12 protein-coding genes are annotated in these 17,955 nt (G+C 62.1%); 5 read left to right on the forward strand and 7 right to left on the reverse strand.

What is annotated here, in order from left to right; all coding sequences use genetic code 11:
• Positions 1-35: 35 nt before the first annotated feature.
• The 3 genes from ACVIGA_RS08820 to ACVIGA_RS08830 are packed head-to-tail and all read right to left on the reverse strand — an operon-like array spanning position 36 to position 4,061.
• Positions 36-1,421, reverse strand: coding sequence for a spinster family MFS transporter (locus ACVIGA_RS08820; protein ID WP_456666079.1), 1,386 nt, complete (start codon positions 1,419-1,421; stop codon positions 36-38).
• A complete protein-coding gene (locus tag ACVIGA_RS08825; protein WP_456666080.1) occupies positions 1,381-2,367 on the reverse strand; it encodes an NAD(P)/FAD-dependent oxidoreductase in 987 nt (328 codons plus the stop codon). The genes ACVIGA_RS08820 and ACVIGA_RS08825 overlap by 41 nt, the downstream gene beginning before the upstream one ends.
• Positions 2,368-2,393: 26 nt before the next feature.
• Entirely contained in the window at positions 2,394-4,061 is a 1,668-nt protein-coding gene (locus tag ACVIGA_RS08830) for a UGSC family (seleno)protein (protein WP_456666081.1), read from the reverse strand.
• A gap of 206 nt (positions 4,062-4,267) precedes the next feature.
• Between ACVIGA_RS08830 and ACVIGA_RS08835 the strand changes: the two genes are divergently transcribed.
• Positions 4,268-4,762 carry a MarR family winged helix-turn-helix transcriptional regulator gene (locus ACVIGA_RS08835; RefSeq protein WP_456666082.1) on the forward strand — a complete coding sequence of 165 codons (495 nt, stop codon included), beginning with the start codon at positions 4,268-4,270 and terminating at the stop codon, positions 4,760-4,762.
• Between the two features lie 37 nt (positions 4,763-4,799).
• Here ACVIGA_RS08835 and ACVIGA_RS08840 read toward each other — a convergent pair whose 3' ends face one another.
• From ACVIGA_RS08840 to ACVIGA_RS08855, 4 genes are read right to left on the reverse strand one after another with little or no spacing between them, the layout of a single operon-like run.
• A complete protein-coding gene (locus ACVIGA_RS08840; protein WP_456666083.1) occupies positions 4,800-6,317 on the reverse strand; it encodes a long-chain-fatty-acid--CoA ligase in 1,518 nt (505 codons plus the stop codon).
• 18 nt (positions 6,318-6,335) lie between these two features.
• Complete coding sequence (locus ACVIGA_RS08845; RefSeq protein WP_456666084.1) at positions 6,336-7,145, reverse strand: enoyl-CoA hydratase/isomerase family protein; 810 nt, start codon at positions 7,143-7,145, stop codon at positions 6,336-6,338.
• 13 nt (positions 7,146-7,158) lie between these two features.
• Complete coding sequence (locus tag ACVIGA_RS08850; RefSeq protein ID WP_456666085.1) at positions 7,159-8,892, reverse strand: amidohydrolase; 1,734 nt, start codon at positions 8,890-8,892, stop codon at positions 7,159-7,161.
• A gap of 60 nt (positions 8,893-8,952) precedes the next feature.
• Positions 8,953-10,179: an ABC transporter substrate-binding protein gene (locus ACVIGA_RS08855; RefSeq protein WP_456666086.1), complete on the reverse strand. Its 1,227-nt coding sequence runs from the start codon at positions 10,177-10,179 to the stop codon at positions 8,953-8,955.
• A gap of 199 nt (positions 10,180-10,378) precedes the next feature.
• Here ACVIGA_RS08855 and ACVIGA_RS08860 point away from each other — a divergent pair, with 199 nt between their 5' ends.
• From ACVIGA_RS08860 to ACVIGA_RS08875, 4 genes are all read left to right on the forward strand, one after another.
• On the forward strand, positions 10,379-11,047 hold the full coding sequence (locus ACVIGA_RS08860; RefSeq protein WP_456666087.1) for a TetR/AcrR family transcriptional regulator: 669 nt from the start codon (positions 10,379-10,381) through the stop codon (positions 11,045-11,047).
• Positions 11,048-11,163: 116 nt separating this feature from the next.
• The gene (locus ACVIGA_RS08865; RefSeq protein ID WP_456666088.1) at positions 11,164-11,583 is read left to right on the forward strand and encodes an Lrp/AsnC family transcriptional regulator; all 420 of its coding nucleotides are present in this window, start codon (positions 11,164-11,166) and stop codon (positions 11,581-11,583) included.
• Between the two features lie 116 nt (positions 11,584-11,699).
• Positions 11,700-12,056 carry a tyrosine-type recombinase/integrase gene (locus ACVIGA_RS08870; protein ID WP_456666089.1) on the forward strand — a complete coding sequence of 119 codons (357 nt, stop codon included), beginning with the start codon at positions 11,700-11,702 and terminating at the stop codon, positions 12,054-12,056.
• An 863-nt stretch (positions 12,057-12,919) separates the two neighbouring features.
• Positions 12,920-16,129, forward strand: a complete 3,210-nt coding sequence (locus tag ACVIGA_RS08875) for an adenylate/guanylate cyclase domain-containing protein (protein WP_456666090.1) — start codon at positions 12,920-12,922, stop codon at positions 16,127-16,129.
• The last annotated feature ends 1,826 nt before the right edge of the window (positions 16,130-17,955 follow it).

A 17,955-nucleotide genomic window follows, 5' to 3' on the forward strand; every position in this document is an offset into this window, starting at 1 on the left:
CCTCCCTTGGTTCGGCGATTTTCTCGCCTTCTTGATCATCGGCCGCGGCAAGGCCCCAATGCTGGTCCGCCGCGCGATTGCATGCGCCGATACGCCAGCGCATACGGTTTCACTGCGCTCAGGATCAGCAGCAGGATAACCGGGCCGACCATGAGGGTGAATCCGGCCATCGCGTATCGCAGCATGGCCTCGTCGTGAAAGAACCTGTCGGTAATCAGCGCGATCGCGGTGGGACCGAAGCCGCCGCCGACCACGCTGATCGCGAACAGATAGAGCGCGCTGATCTGGCCGCGCATCTCGTTCGGCGTAACGATCTGGATTGCCGCGTTCTGGCCGGGAGCCGTCATGCTCAAGGCGGTAAAGCCGAGAAAGCCAAGCGCAAGCGACAACCATGGATCCGGCATCAACGGCATGGCAACGAACATCGGCAAGGTCAGGCCGTAGGCGAGCAGGCACGACACCACCAGCGCGTCCTGTGGTCGCCGCTTGTTGAGATATTCCGCCAGCAGCGTGCCGAGACACAGCCCGAGCGGCGTCGCGATCAGGATGGCACCGCCGAGCAGCGGGCCGACCCGTTCCGGTCCCCAGCCATAGGTCCGCTGGAAGAAGGCCGGCCGCCATGCCTGCAATCCGTAACTCTCGACCGAGGCGATGGCGATGCTGAGAAACAGCGGCGCGTAGAACTTCCAGTTCAGACGGAGAAAGCGCACGACGTCACGCAGCCGCACTGCGCTGTTGGATCTCCGGTCGCGCCGCTCCGGCTCGTGCACGGTCCCCCACATCACGAGCGCGAGCAGCAGCCCTGGCAATCCGGTCGCGAGCAGCACGAGATGCCAGTCGCGCACGACGATACCGCCCGGTAGCGACAAGGGCGGCAGGCCGGCAAAGGCAGCGAGCAGAACCCCGCCAAGCGCGAGCGCGCCGGCCATGCCGCCGGTGATGCCGAGTTGAAAGATCGCAAACGCGCGCGGCAGCTTGTTGTGCGGCACGAGGTCCGCGATCATCGACATCGAGCACGGCCCCTTGACCGACTCGGCGGCCCCGACAAGCGCGCGTGCCGCGAACAGCTGCCAGAGCTGCTGAGCGAGGCCGCATAGCACGGTGGCAAGGCTCCACAGCGTCAAACCCGTGGTCAGGATCACCTTGCGGCTTCGGGTATCGGCAAGCCGCGACAACGGAAAGCTGAACAGCACATAGGCGAACGAAAAGGTCAGGCCGATCAGAAGACTGATCTCGGTGTCGGACAGATGCAGATCGCGCTTGATCGGTCCGACCAGCAGGTTGACGATACCGCGATCGATGTTCGACATCATCGAGACCAGAGAAAGCACGACGACGCTGTACCAGGCGCGCGACGACGCCGGTAACGTATAAGTCCGCTCAGCGGCCTGATGCGCTACGACTTCGCTTTCCAACGCCAAGATCGTCTCCCTGCCAACAATCCGAGTTCTTGTCACGATCGGTCTGCAGATACCGAATTGCCGAGATCGCGGCCGTCGCGGCGTCGCCGGCGACCGACGCAAGCAGGCGCACGGAACGGCTTCGAATGTCGCCAGCAGCGAACAGGCCCGGCAGCGAGGTCCGCATCATCAGGTCGGTCTCGATGTGGCCGTCGTTGTCGAGCGCAACGAGGTCCCGCAGCAAGGCGCTGCGCGGCTCGTGCCCAGGATAGACGAACACTGCGCCGCACGGTTTGCGTTCGATCTGCTCGCCGCGACGGATGACGATCACCCTCACCTGCCGATCGCCTTCGATCGCAACGACGTCTGCGTCGCTGACTATGCTGACGTGGGGCAGCGCTGCGAGTTGTGCGACCGCGGGGGAACGAGCGGACGGCGATCGTCCGCGGTGAACAAGCGTAAGCTCGGACGCATGGCCCGCGAGCACCAGCGCCTCATCGACTGCCGAATCGCCTCCGCCGACCACGGCGACCGCCTGGCCCGTGAACAGCGGGCCGTCGCAGGCCGCGCAGTGCGAGACGCCGCGGCCAGCAAACTCCGCTTCACCCGCGACCCCCAATTGGCGCAGTGACGACCCGGCGGCCATGATCACGGCGCGGGCTACGACTTCATCTTCGCCGCAAACCACGCGAAAGGCGCCGTCGCCGGGAATGAGCGCAGACACGCGGTCGAGCCGAACGGCAGCGCCGACCGCCTCCGCCTGCTGCTGCAGCAGAGGACCGAGCTCATATCCTGCGACACCGTCCGGATATCCCGGAAAGTTTCGGATCCTCTCGATCGTCGCAACCTGGCCGCCCGGCATCGATTGTTCGATGACCAACGTATTTGCGCCATGCCCCGCCGCAATCATGGCTGCGGTCAGGCCGGCTACGCCCGCTCCGATGACGACGACGTCTGCGTCTTGCATGACGGTTTGTGCCTGCGGATGTTTGCTCAGCGCCAGTCGTCGACCGATACGGTGGCGCGGTTCTTTGCGCCCATGATCTGCCAGTAGCCGTTGGTCTCACCGCCCACCACGACGACGTTGATCTCCTCCTCGAGGAACATCGGGATCAGTGCATCCGGCGCAGCCTTCAGCCGCGTCGCCAGCGGCTCGACGCCGAGCGTGGCGTTCGGATAGATGTAGTTCTGCACGAGTTGCATGTCCCAGTAGCGGCCGGCGGGCATTTGCGCCGTCTCGTGAACAAAGCGGATCAGCTTGTCCTTGGTGTCAAAGCCGCCACGGTCGATGAATTGGCGCGCCGTGATCGGATCCAGCAGCAGCACCGGCGCCGTCACGGCATCGACGGCGACGAGCATGTCGCGCACGTGCTCGCGCCAATATTCCTTGCGCAAGCCGAGACCGAAAGTCGTCGAGCGGCAGCCAAAGAACACGCTGACGACGCTGTCTTCCGCCTTGAAGCCGCGCTGCACATGCAGCGGCTCCCAGGGGCTGCGCTCCTCGTTTTCGGCAAAGGTGATGCTGTTATAGGTATAGGCGTTGCCGAGCGATCCCATGAACGTGTCGCCGGGGACCGATCCGCCTTGCAGGTTTTGCGACAACAGCCCGTAGGCGCGCCCGATCGTCGCGTTGGCGTGATTGTACGGCCCCATCGCGCCGATGCCGCAATTCATGCCGATTGCGTGGCGGATCGGACCATTGACGATCGCCATCGCCGAGCCCGAGCTCGATGTGCTGCCACGCGCCGTCACTTGCGAGGCGGCGAGCGCCAGGATCACCGGAAAATACTCCGGGCGGGCTCCCGCCATCACGGCGTTCACGGCGACTTTCTCGACGGTGTATTCCCACGCGCCACGATTGTGCGTCGGCTGCATACGGCCAACGACCTTGTCCGCGGGCTGGCTGGTGCCGGCGAGCATCGCCGCGACCCGCTCCTCGGTCGGCAGCACGATCGGCAGCTTGTCCGTCCAGTGATTGCGCAGAAAGATCTCGTGCAACTCGGCTTCGGTCGCGGGCTCGACGAGGCGAGGCGTCGATCGGTCGGCCTCGACCGGGTGACGGTACGCCGCATGGCTGGTCAGAGCCTCGATGATCTCGCGCATCACCGGACGACCCGTCACGGGATCTTCGCCTTCGACATAAGAACGTAATTCAGTCGCGCTCTTTCCCATCACCGGTTGCGGCACGAACACCGTCGCCGCATCGGGCAGGCCGGCCATCCTGGTCACCGAGCGCACGACCTTGTCGAAGGTCGCCGTATGAAGCGCGACCGTCGGAATGCCGAATTTGGTCTCGAGGGTTACCGCGTGGGTCGAAACTGCCGGCGAGCAAGTGCTGCAATGGCCGACGCCGATGATCGCGGCGTGTCCGTTTGCCTTGATCTCGGTCCACAATTCCTGGTCGTCGCGGCCATAATAGCCGGCAAGCGAGACGAGCCTGACCGTGACTGAGGGCATGTTGCCGGCAAACCAGTTGGCGACCTCCTTCAGAAGTTCGATGGAGTCATCGAAGCGGCTGTCGACCAGATAGAGCGTCTTTCCGTCGAGGCTTTCGAGCCGGGGCGCCAGCGACTTGCTGGTGATCTTCGGCGGATAGCCTACCGGATTGTGACAGATGATCTTGTTCTGGATGATGGTAGGCGCGGAAACAGCGATATTCATGACGCTACGAATCCTTCCCTTGCCGCTGGGCGGCGCGCTCTTTTGCTCAGTTTCGGACTGTCACCGTCCGAATTGGGCCCAATTCTGCCTCAAAAAAATTAGTTGTCAATAAGATCGTCTGAAATGAGATCATTTATCGACCTTGAGGCGGCCCGAGATGGCGGGCATAACGAGCCACGCGCCCTCTTAAGGAACGGACCACGACGTTGAGCACCGTTGAACTGCCGGAAACGCCGCCGCGCGAGGACATCAAAGAAGAGGAATTACAGCTTGGCCTGCACAGCCAAAGGCTCGGATTCCGCGTGCGCCGGTTGCATCACCTGCTGAGCCAGCGCGTCGAGGACGCCTTCGTGCCCTACGGCCTTCGCCCCGGCTCCCTCACGATGATGGTGCTGATATCGGCTAATCCCGGCTATTCGCAGGTCGAGTTGTCGCGGATCGGCAACCTCGACAAGTCGGCGATCGTGATGATCGTCGACGAACTTGAAAAGCGCGGATTGGCGATCCGCGGCCGATCCTCCAGCGACCGGCGACGCAATTCGTTGTTTCTGACGGCGCAGGGCGAAAAGCTGATGAAGGAAATGCACGAGATCGCGATGGCGACGGAGCAGCCGCTGCGTGACGGCCTGTCGGCGGAAGAATACGATCAGTTGTTCGAGTTGCTCGAGAAGGCCCGCACCATTGTTGCAGCATCGACTTGATGAGCGACCGCTCACGTCGACGATGACGATCGCTGCCCTACGCCGAATAGCGTCCCCTCAGCACGTGTTTGAGAACCTTGCCGGAGCCATTGCGCGGTAGCGCATCGATGATTTCGAGACGCTTGGGAATCTTGAAGCCGCCGAGCTTGCCCTGGCAGTGTGCCCGAACCCCATCGAGCGTGATCGTGCGGCTGGCTCGCGGTGCGACAATTGCCAGGACGGCTTCGCCCCAGCGAGGATCAGGCACGCCCACGACTGCGACCTCGGCAACATCGGGATGTTGCGCGAGCACGTTTTCGACCTCGAGCGCATAGACGTTCTCGCCGCCGGAGACGATCATGTCGACCTTGCGATCGACAATGTAGAAATACCCCTCTTCATCGCGTGTCGCGACATCTCCGGTTCGCAACCAGCCATCGACGATGGTCTTCGCCGTGGCTTCAGGCCGGTTCCAGTAGCCGGTCATCAGGGCATTCGACCGGACGCACAACTCGCCAATGGCCCGGTCGAAGCCGTTCTGACCGAGAAGGGCGACATCGTATCCGAGCAGCGGCCGGCCGCAGGACCGCAGCAGATCTTCATTCCCGCTGACACGGGCGCGCCGGTGGGTCGCGGCATCGAGCACGGTAACGATCACAGCCGCCTCGGTTTGCCCATAGGTCTGAAGGAAATCCACCGCGAACAGACCCATCGCCTTTAGCAGCGCGTTCGATGCGATCGACGATCCGCCATACATGATCTGGCGAAGGTGCGGCAGCGATCCGCCGATGCCGGCTGCATTCTCGCAGACTGCATTGAGCATCGCGGGAACGAATCCAGCCGCCGTCACGCCCTCCTCACGAATGAGCCTCAACGCCATGGCGGGATCGAACGTCGGCAGCACGACGATTGTTGCCCCGGCCAGCATATAGGCCATTTGGTAAATGGCGCCGCCTGCGTGGAATTGCGGTATCGCCTGCAGCTTTCGGTCATCGGATTTGGCACCGAGGGCCGCCAGAAAATAATAGGTCCCGCTCAGGAATTGGCGGTGGGTCAACAGGACGCCTTTCGGGCGCCCCGTGGTACCGCTGGTGTACATCAGTGCGAAAGGATCGTCCGCAAACAAAAGCGATCTCGCCGACGGCCGTGCCTCACGCACGAGCGCTTCGTAACGGCCGTCGGCGCTCTCACCCAGAGGAAACAGCGTCAGCTCGGCGCCGAAGACGTCGCGCAGATGATCCGCAACCGCGCCGAACCCCGACGAGTAGAACAGGAACCTGGCGCCGCTGTCGCGCACGATGAACTCGACCTCGGGCGGCGCGAGACGGAAATTGACTGGGACCCAGGTGGCCCCGAGCTCAGCAAGAGCGTAGACGATTTCGACATGTTCTGCGGAGTTCACCGACAACACGCCGACCGCCGTGCCTCGCGAGACGCCAAAGGCCGCAAGCGCGCTCGCAAGCCGACCGACCCGGTCGGCAAGCTGACCATAAGTGACGCGTTTCTCGCCGCAGACCACGGCAAGGTGATCCGGCTGCGCGACGGCATGGTGCTGGACGATATCCGCGACATTCATGTCGGCATCCCCGCTGGTTCAGATCGGACTGCCAGGATCGAACTTCGGCGGCCGCTTCTCGAGGTGCGAAGCGAGGCCCTCGCGGACTTCCGATCCGGCAAAGCCCAGGAATTCCAGCGCAACCGAGGTATCGAAGACCGGGCCCATCATCCGCAGCCAGTTGTTGAGCGCATATTTGGTCCATCGTACCGCGGTCGGCGCTCCCTCGGCCAGCCGCTGTGCAACCTTGAGCGCCGTGGCCTGCAGCTCGCTATCGTCGACGACCAGCGACACGAGGCCGAGCCGTTCGGCAGTCTCGCCATCGATCGGCTCGCAGGTCATCAGGTAATATTTCGCCTTGGCCATTCCGCACAGCAGCGGCCATATCATCGCGGCGTGGTCGCCGGCGGCGACGCCGAGTCGGGTATGTCCGTCGATGATCCTTGCAGAGCGCGCCGCGATCGAGATGTCCGCCAGCAATGCCGCCGCAAGCCCTGCGCCGACGGTCGGACCATGGATTGCGCTCACGATCGGTTTCGAGCAGTTGATGATATTGTAGACGAGCTTCGTTGCGCCCTTCCAGTTACGTGCTCGCGTTTCCGGATCATTGATGTTTCGATCCAGCATCTTGAAATCACCGCCGGCGGAAAAGGCGCGTCCAGCGCCGTTGAGGATGACCACCGACACGTCGTCGTCGTCTTCCACATCGAGCCAGATCCGGACGAGCTCGTGATGCAGCAGCTCGTCGGTGGCGTTGAGCCGCTCCGGCCGGTTGAGCGTGACCTTCAGCACGCGCTCAGCCACGTGCTCGCAAATCAGATGCTGATACTTGAAATACTTGTTTGCCATCTTGCGTTCCCTGTTAGGCGTTCAGCGGCAGGCTGCCATCGTCGTGAACGATCGAGCCATCGAACACGGTCCGCAGCACCTTCGTTCCGGCGATATCGTCGACGGGGCACAAGAGTGGATTTCTGTCGATGATCGTGAGGTCCGCCCGATCGCCCGGACGAAGCCGGCCAATGCCCTGCCACTGCAGCACGCGGGCGGCGTCCCAGGTCCACATGCCGATTGCTTCCTCGCGCGTGATCCGCTGCCCTTCGCCAAGGTTGCGATGGCCCGAGCCGCAAAATTCGTGGGTCAGCGCGAGCTGGATCTGCTCGAACGCATTCTTCGGACCCCAGTCGGTCGAACCAGCGACCGCAAAGCCGGCATCGAAGAAGCGACGTAGCGGCATCAGGTCCCCGAGCCTGCCGTCGCCGATCTTTTCACGGAACAGGTCGCCCTTGCCCCAGCAGAACGACATCGACGTCGTGAGATCGAAGTTCAGCCTGCGGTAGCGCTCGATCTGCTCCGGCCGGATGAAGACCGAGTGCACCAGAATCCATTTCAGCGGAACGATGTCGAACTGCTTTGCCAGGCGCTCGAGCATGGCGAGGTTTTCCTCGTTGGCCTGGTCGCCCATGCACATCGTGTTCAGCCGCAGCCGGTGCTCGGCGCAAAACCGCATCGCGCGTTCAGCCTTCTCGGGTGCGATATTGTGAAAGCCGCAGGTGTGCTCGCCATAGGGACCGATGTAACTCGACGACATCATCATTCCGCCGGGAAAGCATGTGCCGTCCCACATGATCGTCACGCCGTTGAACCGGAAGTACGGATCCTCGAGCTCGATGGCCTGCGCCGCGTCGGCAAGACGGCGGTCGAACTCCTCCGCGCTCCTCGGCCTGCTCCACGGCATGCCGTAGGATTCGGCCTCCTGCGACACCATCACGCGCATCCGCAACTCACCCGATGCCCGCAGCTCGCGGTAGGCATCGATCAGCGGCTTGTCCATCATGTGATTTTCATAGACTGCCGTCACGCCCATGCGGTTATAGGCGGCCATTGCGGTTTTGGTGCCCGGGACCAGATACTCGTATTTCAGGAACGGGATCTTCATCCAGAGATCATTGGCGAACGGATCATAGGAATAGTAGTTCGTCACCGATCCACGCAGCCGCCCTGTGGGGTTGCCGTCCTGTTTTTCGATCCAGACGTTGCCGACACGGTCCGGTGTCTGCGTCGTGATATCGAGCTTGGCCAGCGCCAGACTGTTGAAGGCAATGACGTTCGGGACCCGCGGGGCCCATGCCTGGATCACGACCGGATGGAGCGAGGAAGCCCGGTCCAGAACTTCACGGGTCGGAAGGTCCCCCTCCGGCAGATCACGGTGCGATCGGCGGATGAAATAATGCGGCTCGCCGACCGGCGTCGTCATGATCCATTGTCCGGGCGGCGTCACCTTCGCCCGGGCAGCGATCCGCGCCACGATGTCCTCGTGCGACCTGGCGTTCTGGATGTCGACCAGCGGCTCATGCAGTGAGCCATAGTGCAGCAGATGCGGGTGCGCATCGATCAGGCCCGGCAGCAACGTCGCCCCGTCGAGGTCGGTGCGGTCGGCGTCCGCGGCGGCGAGCGCCGCCACGTCGTGCTTCGATCCCACAGCGACGACCCGCGTGCCCTCGGTGAGAAGCGCTTCGACCGCCTCACCGGAATTGTGTGCAAACGGAATGATCTCGCCGTTGGTGTAGAGGGTCTGCTTCTTGGTGCGAGGTGACACGCTGGTTCTCCGGCCAATCTGGCGCGCGCTGGGAGCTGATGCGGTGGAGTTCCGCGAGACCTATTTGGCGGCCTCGCGCAGCAGCGGGCATTCGCTTTCAGAAAGCGGACGAAACGCGTCCTTGCCTTCGATGGTGCCGAGGATCTTGTAGGCATCCTGGGGAAAGGCGGATTCCGCTGGTGTCTTGACCTGCGCCAGATACATCTTGACGAGCGCGCGGCCGTCGGGACGGATCGCGACGTTGTCGTTGAAGAAGTCGCTCACCGGGAGCTCCCGCATCTTGGCGGCAACCTTGTCGGCATCCGTCGTGCCTGCCGCTTGCACCGCCTTGAGGTAGTGAAGCGTGGCGCTGTATGCGCCGGCATGGGTCATGGTCGGGTACTTGCCCTTCAGCGCGCTGCGGAAGCGCTTGGTCCAGGCGCGGGTCTTCTCATCGAGATCCCAGTAGAAGGATTCGGTGACTACAAGACCCTGCGCTGCCTTGATCCCGAGCGCCTCGATGTCAGGCAGCAGGACGAGAAGCCCGGCGAGTTGCTGACCGCCTTGCGGCAGCCCGAACTCGGCGGCCTGCTTCAGCGCATTGACCGTATCGGCACCGGCGCTTGCAAACGCGACTACGTCGGCCTTGGAAGCCTGCGCCTGCAGCAGGAACGAGCTGAAATCGTTGGTCCCGAGCGGAAAGCGCGCACGCCCGAGCACCTTGCCGCCGGATGCCTCGACGAGCGCGGAGGCCTCCTGCTCGAGCACACGGCCGAAGGCGTAGTCGACGGTCAGGAAGAACCAGGTCTTCTTACCTTGACCGAGCACGGCACGCGCGGTCCCGTTCGACAGCGCATAGGTGTCGTAGCTGAAGTGAAAACCGTATGGCGAGCAGGCCTTGCCGGTGAAGTCCGATGAACCGGGATCGGTGATCAGGAAAATGCGTTTCTGGTCGCGCGCGATGCCCTGGATCGCCAGCCCGACCGCGGACGTCGATCCGCCGGCAATCGCTTCGACGCCCTCCCATTCATACCATTTGCGGGCCAATGCCGAGCCGACGTCGGGCTTGTTGAGCGTGTCGGCACTGATCACCTCAATGGGACGTCCGAGGACCTTGCCTCCAAAATCCTCGACGGCAAGCTTGACCCCGATCACGTCGCCTTCGCCATCATAGTCCGACAGCGGACCACTCATGTCGGACAGTACGCCGATCTTGAGCACTTTCGAATTCTGGGCCTTCGGGCTCTGCGCGTTGGCCGGCGCGATCGCCAGCATCGCGGCAAGCACGCCGAACGTGATCGCCTTCATGTCCACCTCCCCCTGATTTGCCGTTCACCACGCAGTCAGTTGCTGCATGGCCCGCCCCCCGAAAACTTCCATCGCCCTTGCCCCATGTCAAGAAAAATGATTTGTGAGTCACAAATCGCAAATGGCGGTACTATAGTGAGTTATTGCCCGTTGCCGCGTGCTATGGCACCGCAGACACGACGATTTGGGAGACATGAGAATGAGCGCTGCGGATCAGGATGGGCCGCAATCCCGCCAGCGGACGGCTAAGAAGTCCCGCAGCGAGCGGGTGAAGGAGAACCGAAGGGCCCTTGTCCAGGCGGCGGCCGAGATCGTCGGCGAACGGGGGTATGAGGCAACCTCGATCGCCAAGATCACCGAGCGCGCCGGCCTCGCGCATGGCACGTTCTATCGCTACTTCGAGTCACGCCAGGATCTGTTCGACCAATTGCTTCCCGACGTCGGCGACGAGTTGATCGACTTTCTCAAGGGCCGCGCCTCCGGAGCCAGCAACCTGATGGACGTCGAAGAGCGCGGCCTCCGCGGCTTCTTCGACTTCCTGCTGGAGAATCCCGGCTTCTACCGGCTACTGAACGAGGCAGAGGTCTCCGCGCCCTCCGCATTCGATCATCACGTCACTAATCTCGCCGCCCACTATGTCACGGCGCTCGAACGGAGCCGTGCGCGTGGCGAACTTGTGGGCTACGAGCCGCGTGAGCTCGAGGTCCTCGCCTATATTCTGATGGCCGCCCGGTTCTACATGTATCTCCGTTTCTCGAAGACTGCCTCAGGCCCGCAACCAATTCCGGATTGGGTGGTTGCGACCTATATGAAGTTCATCACCCACGGGCTTCGGAGACCAGAGCCGAAGTCCGGCGACAAGGCTTAATCTTCGCGCGAATGCGGTGCTACACGCGACTAGGCAGAATAGCGTTGCCTATGAGAACTCGATGACGCAGTGTCGCAGCTCAATGGAGTCCTGCGTGATGAATTCCGTCTGGCGCGATGCAGGGGAATGCGCGCCTCACCACAGCGGAGCTGGCCGAACGGGCTGGGCTCTCCACGACGCCCTGCTGGAACAGACTGAAGCGGCTAGAGACGCAGGGCTATATCGACGGCTATGTCGCGCTTCTCAATCAACAAAAACTCGGACTGCCGGAAACGGTCATTATCGAGATCACGCTCGATCGCCACGACGAAGAAGTTTTGGAGCGCTTCGGACAACTGCTCGCTGACCTCCCCGAGGTGATCGAAGCCTACCTCACCACAGGGGATTACGATTATCTCGTGAAAGTCGCGGTTGAAAGTACTGCCGGTTATGAACGCTTCCTGCGCGAGAAGCTCTATCGGATTCCCGGTATACGCCACAGCCGATCGTCGTTCGCGCTGCGCTGCCTCAAGAAGCTGACTTCGGTTCAGATGTGATCAATTCATAGCATGCACTTCGCAAGCTAGCAGAATGTCCCTCGCCAATTTCGTGATAAAGGCTACGGCTCCACTTCCGGTAATTGCCCCCATCAAAAGAACTTGTACTACCCGCAATGCCTGCGGGAGCTCTGCTCAAGTCCGTAATGGACAAGACCGAGCGGCGAAGCCCCCTCATTCTGACCAATTCCTACGGCCGCCCCCGGACATCCGACGGCTTCCGCACGTCGTGGTCGAAGGCCTGCGACCGCGCGGGGATCGATGAGTTTACCTTCCATGATCTGAGAGGAACCGCGGTGGTCAGGTTGGCCGTCGCCGGCGCGATCATGCCGCAGATCGCGACCTTTGGGGCGTCGAGTTTTTGTGTCTGTCCGTTCAACGATGATGCTACTCATCTGAAACCCAACCAAGCTGTTGATTTTAAAGAGGCAAATTTGGGCGTTTTGTCTAAGCGCGTTGAAATCATTGCATAATCAAGCAGGTTGTTGATTTCGCCAGTCGCAATGGGCGGAGGCGAGGCTTTAGGCCAAAGATTGCGGATGCTACCGCAGATTCCCTCCGTGTGGGGAGAGGCCGGGCGGCCTCCTGACCGCCCCTCATCCTCTCGAGCTGAGCGTCCAAACAGCCGCCTTTTGGTTCAAATTCGCTGCCGCTCCATTCCGACAAACGGAAAACCCAGTGTGGGTTCAATGCGGGTTGGGCGGCCCAGTTATCGGAATGAGCGTTGATTTTGCAGCGAAATCATACGCGTCCTAATCAGCGGCTGTGTAGGCCCATGGTCAGAGCTTAGTCAGGGCGCTATGCGGAAGATTGAAGCTGATACCGTAGATCCGTCGAGTGTGGGGAAAGGCGGTAGCGCTCTCCTGACTCGACCCCCGGCGCCTCATCTTGTAGGTTCTCGCGAGGTGCGCGCATTTGCTACCGGGCCATTCCGACAATTGGAAATCCAATTGTGGGTTCAATGCACCTTCAACGAGGCGTTTGTCGGAATGGCCCTTGGTCTTACAGAGAAATCATTCGCCTCTTAATCAGCGGGTCCCAGGTTCGAGCCCTGGTGCGCCCACCAAGCTTTTCAATGACTTAGCTGTCTTGATCAGTTTGCGATCTCTCGCCGTTTACACCGCCGTTGACAGTTTTGTTCTGGCTTCGAGCTTGAGCACGGCAGCTTCAGCCAGCTGAATGTTGCGGCCGAGGTAATGCGCGTCGAGAATCGCCTCGACATCCTTCAGGCTGTGCCCGGTAATCCCTCATGGTGAAGCGGCAGATCGTCTGTGAGAACGGTGAGGCGCAATAGACGATATGCCCAAATCGAACGGACCGAGCGCGGATTTTGTCAGTGGGTGGCTGCAAGCTAGAGCTGTCCAGCTACCTACAGGCGTTCCTCGACAACGACATCGGTGCTGGCGATTTGGCACATCTGACATCGACAGATCTTGTCGAACTCGGAGTTACGTCGGTCGGTCATCGCCGCAGGCTGCTCGACGCGATCGCAAGGCTTGCGGTGGAGGTGCAGCGACCGGAGCCGAAGGAAAAGCCTGCCCCGCGCGTCCCCGCGGCCCTACCGCAGCCACTTGCCATCGCCGAACGACGGCAAGTGACGACGCTGTTCTGTGACCTCGTCGGCTACACTAGAATTTCCTCTGATTTCGACCCCGAGATCGTGCTGGAGCTCCTCACCAGCTACAAGGACACTTGCGCCACTTTGATCGAGAGCTATGGCGGACACGTGCTGCGCTATGTCGGGGACGGCGTGCTCGCGACCTTCGGTTATCCGCGTGCACACGAGGACGATGCGGCGCGTGCCGTCACCACCGGGCTGATGCTCGCCGAGGGGATCGGCAAGCTGGTCACACCGAACGGAGATCGACTAGAAGCTCGGATCGGGATTGCGACCGGGTTGGTAGTCGTCGGAGACCTGATCGGGGATGCCGCCGTTGAGCGGGACTCGCTGGTCGGCCAGGCACCCAACCTTGCCGCACGGCTGAAAGGCGAAGCTTTGGCCGGCGACGTACTCATCGCGGAAACGACCGCAAAACTCATCGGCGGACAATTCCGCCTGCACAATCTCGGCCCGCGAAGCCTGAAGGGCTTCGACGCGCCGCTCAACGCCTACCGCGTACTCGGCGAGCACTGGGGAGCGACCCGCTTCGAAGCCGTGCACGGCGCGATCAACCTGCCGATGATCAGTCGCGAGGATGAGGTCTCCCGACTCGTTGACTTCGCCGCCATTGCTCTGCTCGGCCAAGGCCAGATCGTCGTCATCACTGGCGAGGCCGGCATCGGCAAGTCCCGGCTGATCGAGGAGATGCACCGCCGGCTCGAGATCCGGCCGGAACAACGTGTGGTGCTGCAATGCTCGCCGATCCACACAAACCGGCCATTCCATCCGATCGCCCGCTATTTCGACTACATGACCAGCGTCGAAGCGCCCGATGCCGATGTGCGCCAGTTGGACAAGCTCGACAAACTGCTGCGCGGCCTCGGCCAGGCAACGCCCGAACGGCTGGCGCTGATCGCCGAGCTGTTGCGGCGCGAAAGCAGCGACCGCAAGCTGTTGCTGCGGCTTGCGCCCACGGAAATCCGCGCGCGCACCATCGCGGCGCTGCTTGATATCGTTGAGGCGATCTCGCACGACAGTCCCATTATCGTCATCGAGGACGTGCACTGGGCGGATCCCTCGACCAACGAATGGCTGGAACAGCTGGCCGGCATGATCCGCAGTCTCCCGGTACTGTTGGTTGCGACCATGCGTCAGGAGCGGATCCCGCAATGGGCAGAGCGTTCGGGCGCGAGCATGATGCAGTTGGTGCGGCTGCAGCCCGACGAGATCCGGAGGATCGTTAACTGCATTGCAGCCGAGCGCAGAATGCCAACGAGTGTAGTCGATGCGATTGTGGCGCGCTCGGACGGCATTCCGATCTTTGCCGAGGAATTGGCCCGCAGCCTCCAGGCGATGGAGGACGCGTCCCCCGGCACGACGAATGCGACTGACATTCCGGTCACGCTGAACGAAATCCTGCTCGCGCGGCTCGATCTGCTCGAGAATGGCCGCGAGACCGCACAGCTTGCAGCCGCGATCGGGCGCGATATCCCGCTCGATCTCTTGATCGCTGTGTCACCTTTCGGCGCGGACGTTACGCGGGCGAGCATTGAGCGGCTGGTCGGAAGTGGCATTTTCGTCCTGCGCCCCAGCGGCTTTGGCGATGCCGTCGATTTCCGCCACGCGTTGCTCCGCGACGCCGCCTATCATCTGCTGCTGCGGCGCGACCGGGTGCGCGTCCACAAGCTAATTGCCAACACGATCGAGGCGGAATTTCCCGCGATTGCCGACAGCATGCCGCACGTGCTGGCGCACCAGTTCGCGGAAGCCGGCGACCATTCCGCCGCCATCATCTATCTGGAAAGGGCGGGCCGCGATGCCGCGCGGCGTTCGGCAGCCATGGAGGCGGTCGCACATTTCACGGCGGCGCTGGAGCAGACCTCAAAACTCCCAGCTGGCCGCGAGCGTGACGTCCGCGAATTCGACTTGCGCCTCGGCATTCTGGGACCGCTCATCGCAGCACGAGGCTACGGCGCACGCGAGGTCGAGCGGCAAATAGCGCATGCCGTCGAACTGTCGGCGCGCATTGGCGGCGGCGATCGCATCGTTCCGGCGCTGTTCCTGAACTGGATTGCCCGCTTCAACGAGACCGACGTGCGGCTCGAAGTAGCGCGCCAGATCGCGCAAATAGCAGCGCATGGTAGCATGCTGGATAGGCTGATCGCGCATCGCTGCATGGGCACGACCTTGCTGTTCCGCGGCGAGTTCGCGGCAGCGATCGCCGAATTCGACCAATTTCAAGGAATATTCGATCCCGAATTGCACAACGATGCGCTGAACAAGATCGGCGCCACGGTTCATGCCGTCATCATCAAGGTCGGGCTTGCCGAAGCCTGGACTATGCTTGGCGACGCTGAACGGGCCAGCATGTGGCGAAAGGCTGCGCTCGACGACGCCGAAGCGAGCGGTCACTACCAAACGATCTGCCATACAACCGCTTTCGCCGGCGGCCTGCTCGCCGCGTTGATGGAGGACGCCGACAATCTTGCCTTCCACGCCACGCGGTTGCGGGACCTGACGCTCCAGCATGACCTGCCTTACTGGCGGCCACACGCCGATCTGCTGGCGGGCGTAGCCGAGATTCGTCGGGGGATGGTCGAAAAGGGTTTCCGTCTGGCGCAGCACGGCATGGAACGAATGATCGCCGAGCGTTTGCCCTCGCTGTCGGCGTGGTGCGTGGTGTTTGCCGGCGGTTGTGTCAGGGCAAACCGTCCGCAGGACGGACTGGCGGCGCTCGCGGGCATCGCCGAGGAGATCGATACCGGCGAGCGCTGGACCGCTGGCGAGTTTCCCCGGTTGCGCGGCCTGTTACGGCTGCAGTCCGGCGACAGCACGGGCGGACTTGAGGACCTCGCGGAAGCACAGCGGACCGCCGCTCAGCAAGGTTCGGTGCTGGTTCAACGCCGCATCATGGCTGATCGCGAGCGGCTGGCGAAAGCCGGGTGAGCTTGCGCCTGATCTGCCGCAAGCGGGTGCCTCTCACCGGGGTAAGCTTTTCGCGCGCCGTCTGGCGCAAGAACAATGGCCGGCGTTGCTGGTGACCTCAGCATCTCGGAGCGAGCGCTGCGTGTGGTTTGCAAGAGGCATAGGATCCCGATGCCAACGCGCGGACACTTCAACCACAAGAACGCGAAGGATCGTCCGCCGAACCCGAAACTGCCGCCACTGAGGCGTGAACAACCCGTCGATATCGGATCGCGCTGACTTGGCGACGCGCGACGAGTCCATCGCATTCTCATTTTATTATATCTGCCAATACCTTAGCCGCCTTATTCTGAGCAAAACTCGGCGAATGGCTGCGGTTTTTCGGAAGCTTTGCCGTTCATTGCGTTGGTCAGGAGCCATTCGTGTGGATCCGAATTCTAGCGGTTGGAGTAATTGGCCTGGTCGGAATGGGTGCGGTTGCAGCACTCGGGAGAAATCCTGCGCCAGAGCCTCGCGCCGATGACTATCCAGTCGCTGAGACCGCCGGGAAAGCCGATCGGCTTCCGCTCATCGCCGAACAAGAAACAGTCATGAGCGCAGTGAAGGTTCCGCCTGCGCAGCCCGCCTCGCCTCCGCTTCCCGCCTCGATCGCTTTGGTAGCGCCACCGTCGCCTCAAGTAGCAAAACCGGAACCGGCTCCGCCCATCATCCCTCGACACTGGCACGATCCGACGGATCCCAAACTTAAGTCACGAAAACAGGCGGTGACCGGCAAGCAGTATCAAACCCTCCAGGACGAAGGCCCGGGACGAGCTGTCGAAGCAAAAAACTGCAGCGGGAACGGACTGGACAGCCTGCTACAGTCGATCAGGCTAAAGCCACGCTGCGAATAGCGGCTCGCCCCGGGCGTGACGCCTTTATGAGGTGCAGCAACGGCCCCAGCATTACGGTTGCTGGAGCCGTCATTCTGTCTGGTGGGGGCGCTGGCGCCAGTAAACAGGCCGCCTCGGTTCAGCACTGCACCGGTACATCCGCGGCAGCTGGAACTGTGTCCGACGTCGTAGCGTTCCTGCCGGGGTCTGGCGCATCCGGCTTGCGCCATCCAGTGAGGATGGCATTCCAAATCGGGGCCGCCGCCAATCCGTCATCGCCTACTGGCGACGTGCACGGACGAATTTGAGCTCGGCTGCGGCGGTCCCATGGTAGCCCAAACGGCAGTGGCAATGGCCAATGCAGCCAGCACGGTCTTTGTCGCGATCTTCTCGCGCCTTATGCCTAAAAGCCCTCCGACCTTTGTGCTGCGCATCTTTAGAAACTTGCCCGTGAATGTTCATCACCCGATAGGGTGAATTCTCACAATCAACTGACGGCGTTCACTCGAGCGGAAGAGAAAGCGCCGTAGTCGACCTTTGCTCACAACCTGTTCGTCCCCTGAGTGGTAACTTAGCAGCAGCCACCTCGGTCGTCCGGCCTATGAATTGGGCCAGGTTGGCGTCCGACGACCACTCCACATAACCAACGAGCGCAGAGCCAAGCGTCGCTACGATAAGCACTCCGCACATCGAAGCTGCGGCCGTTCCCGACCAGTTTTCGTTGCTGAATAATGGCATCGCGATTCTCCGACACCGGGGTTGCCTAGGTAGATAGATCGACACGCGATTTTCGATTGTGATCGGCCTCACATCTCACGCGCACTTGATGCCGTGACACAGCTATCGGTGGCGGGGCGTAAGCGGACAGCGACCCCTGCGGGGAGCGCCAGGGTCGCCAAGAACCTCCCGGACGGGGCAACCCGATCGCGGGAGCAGATGCATGACATTTCCAGCTTGGCGGCTTAGTTTAAGTGG

Source organism: Bradyrhizobium sp. USDA 3240 (genome assembly GCF_054063295.1).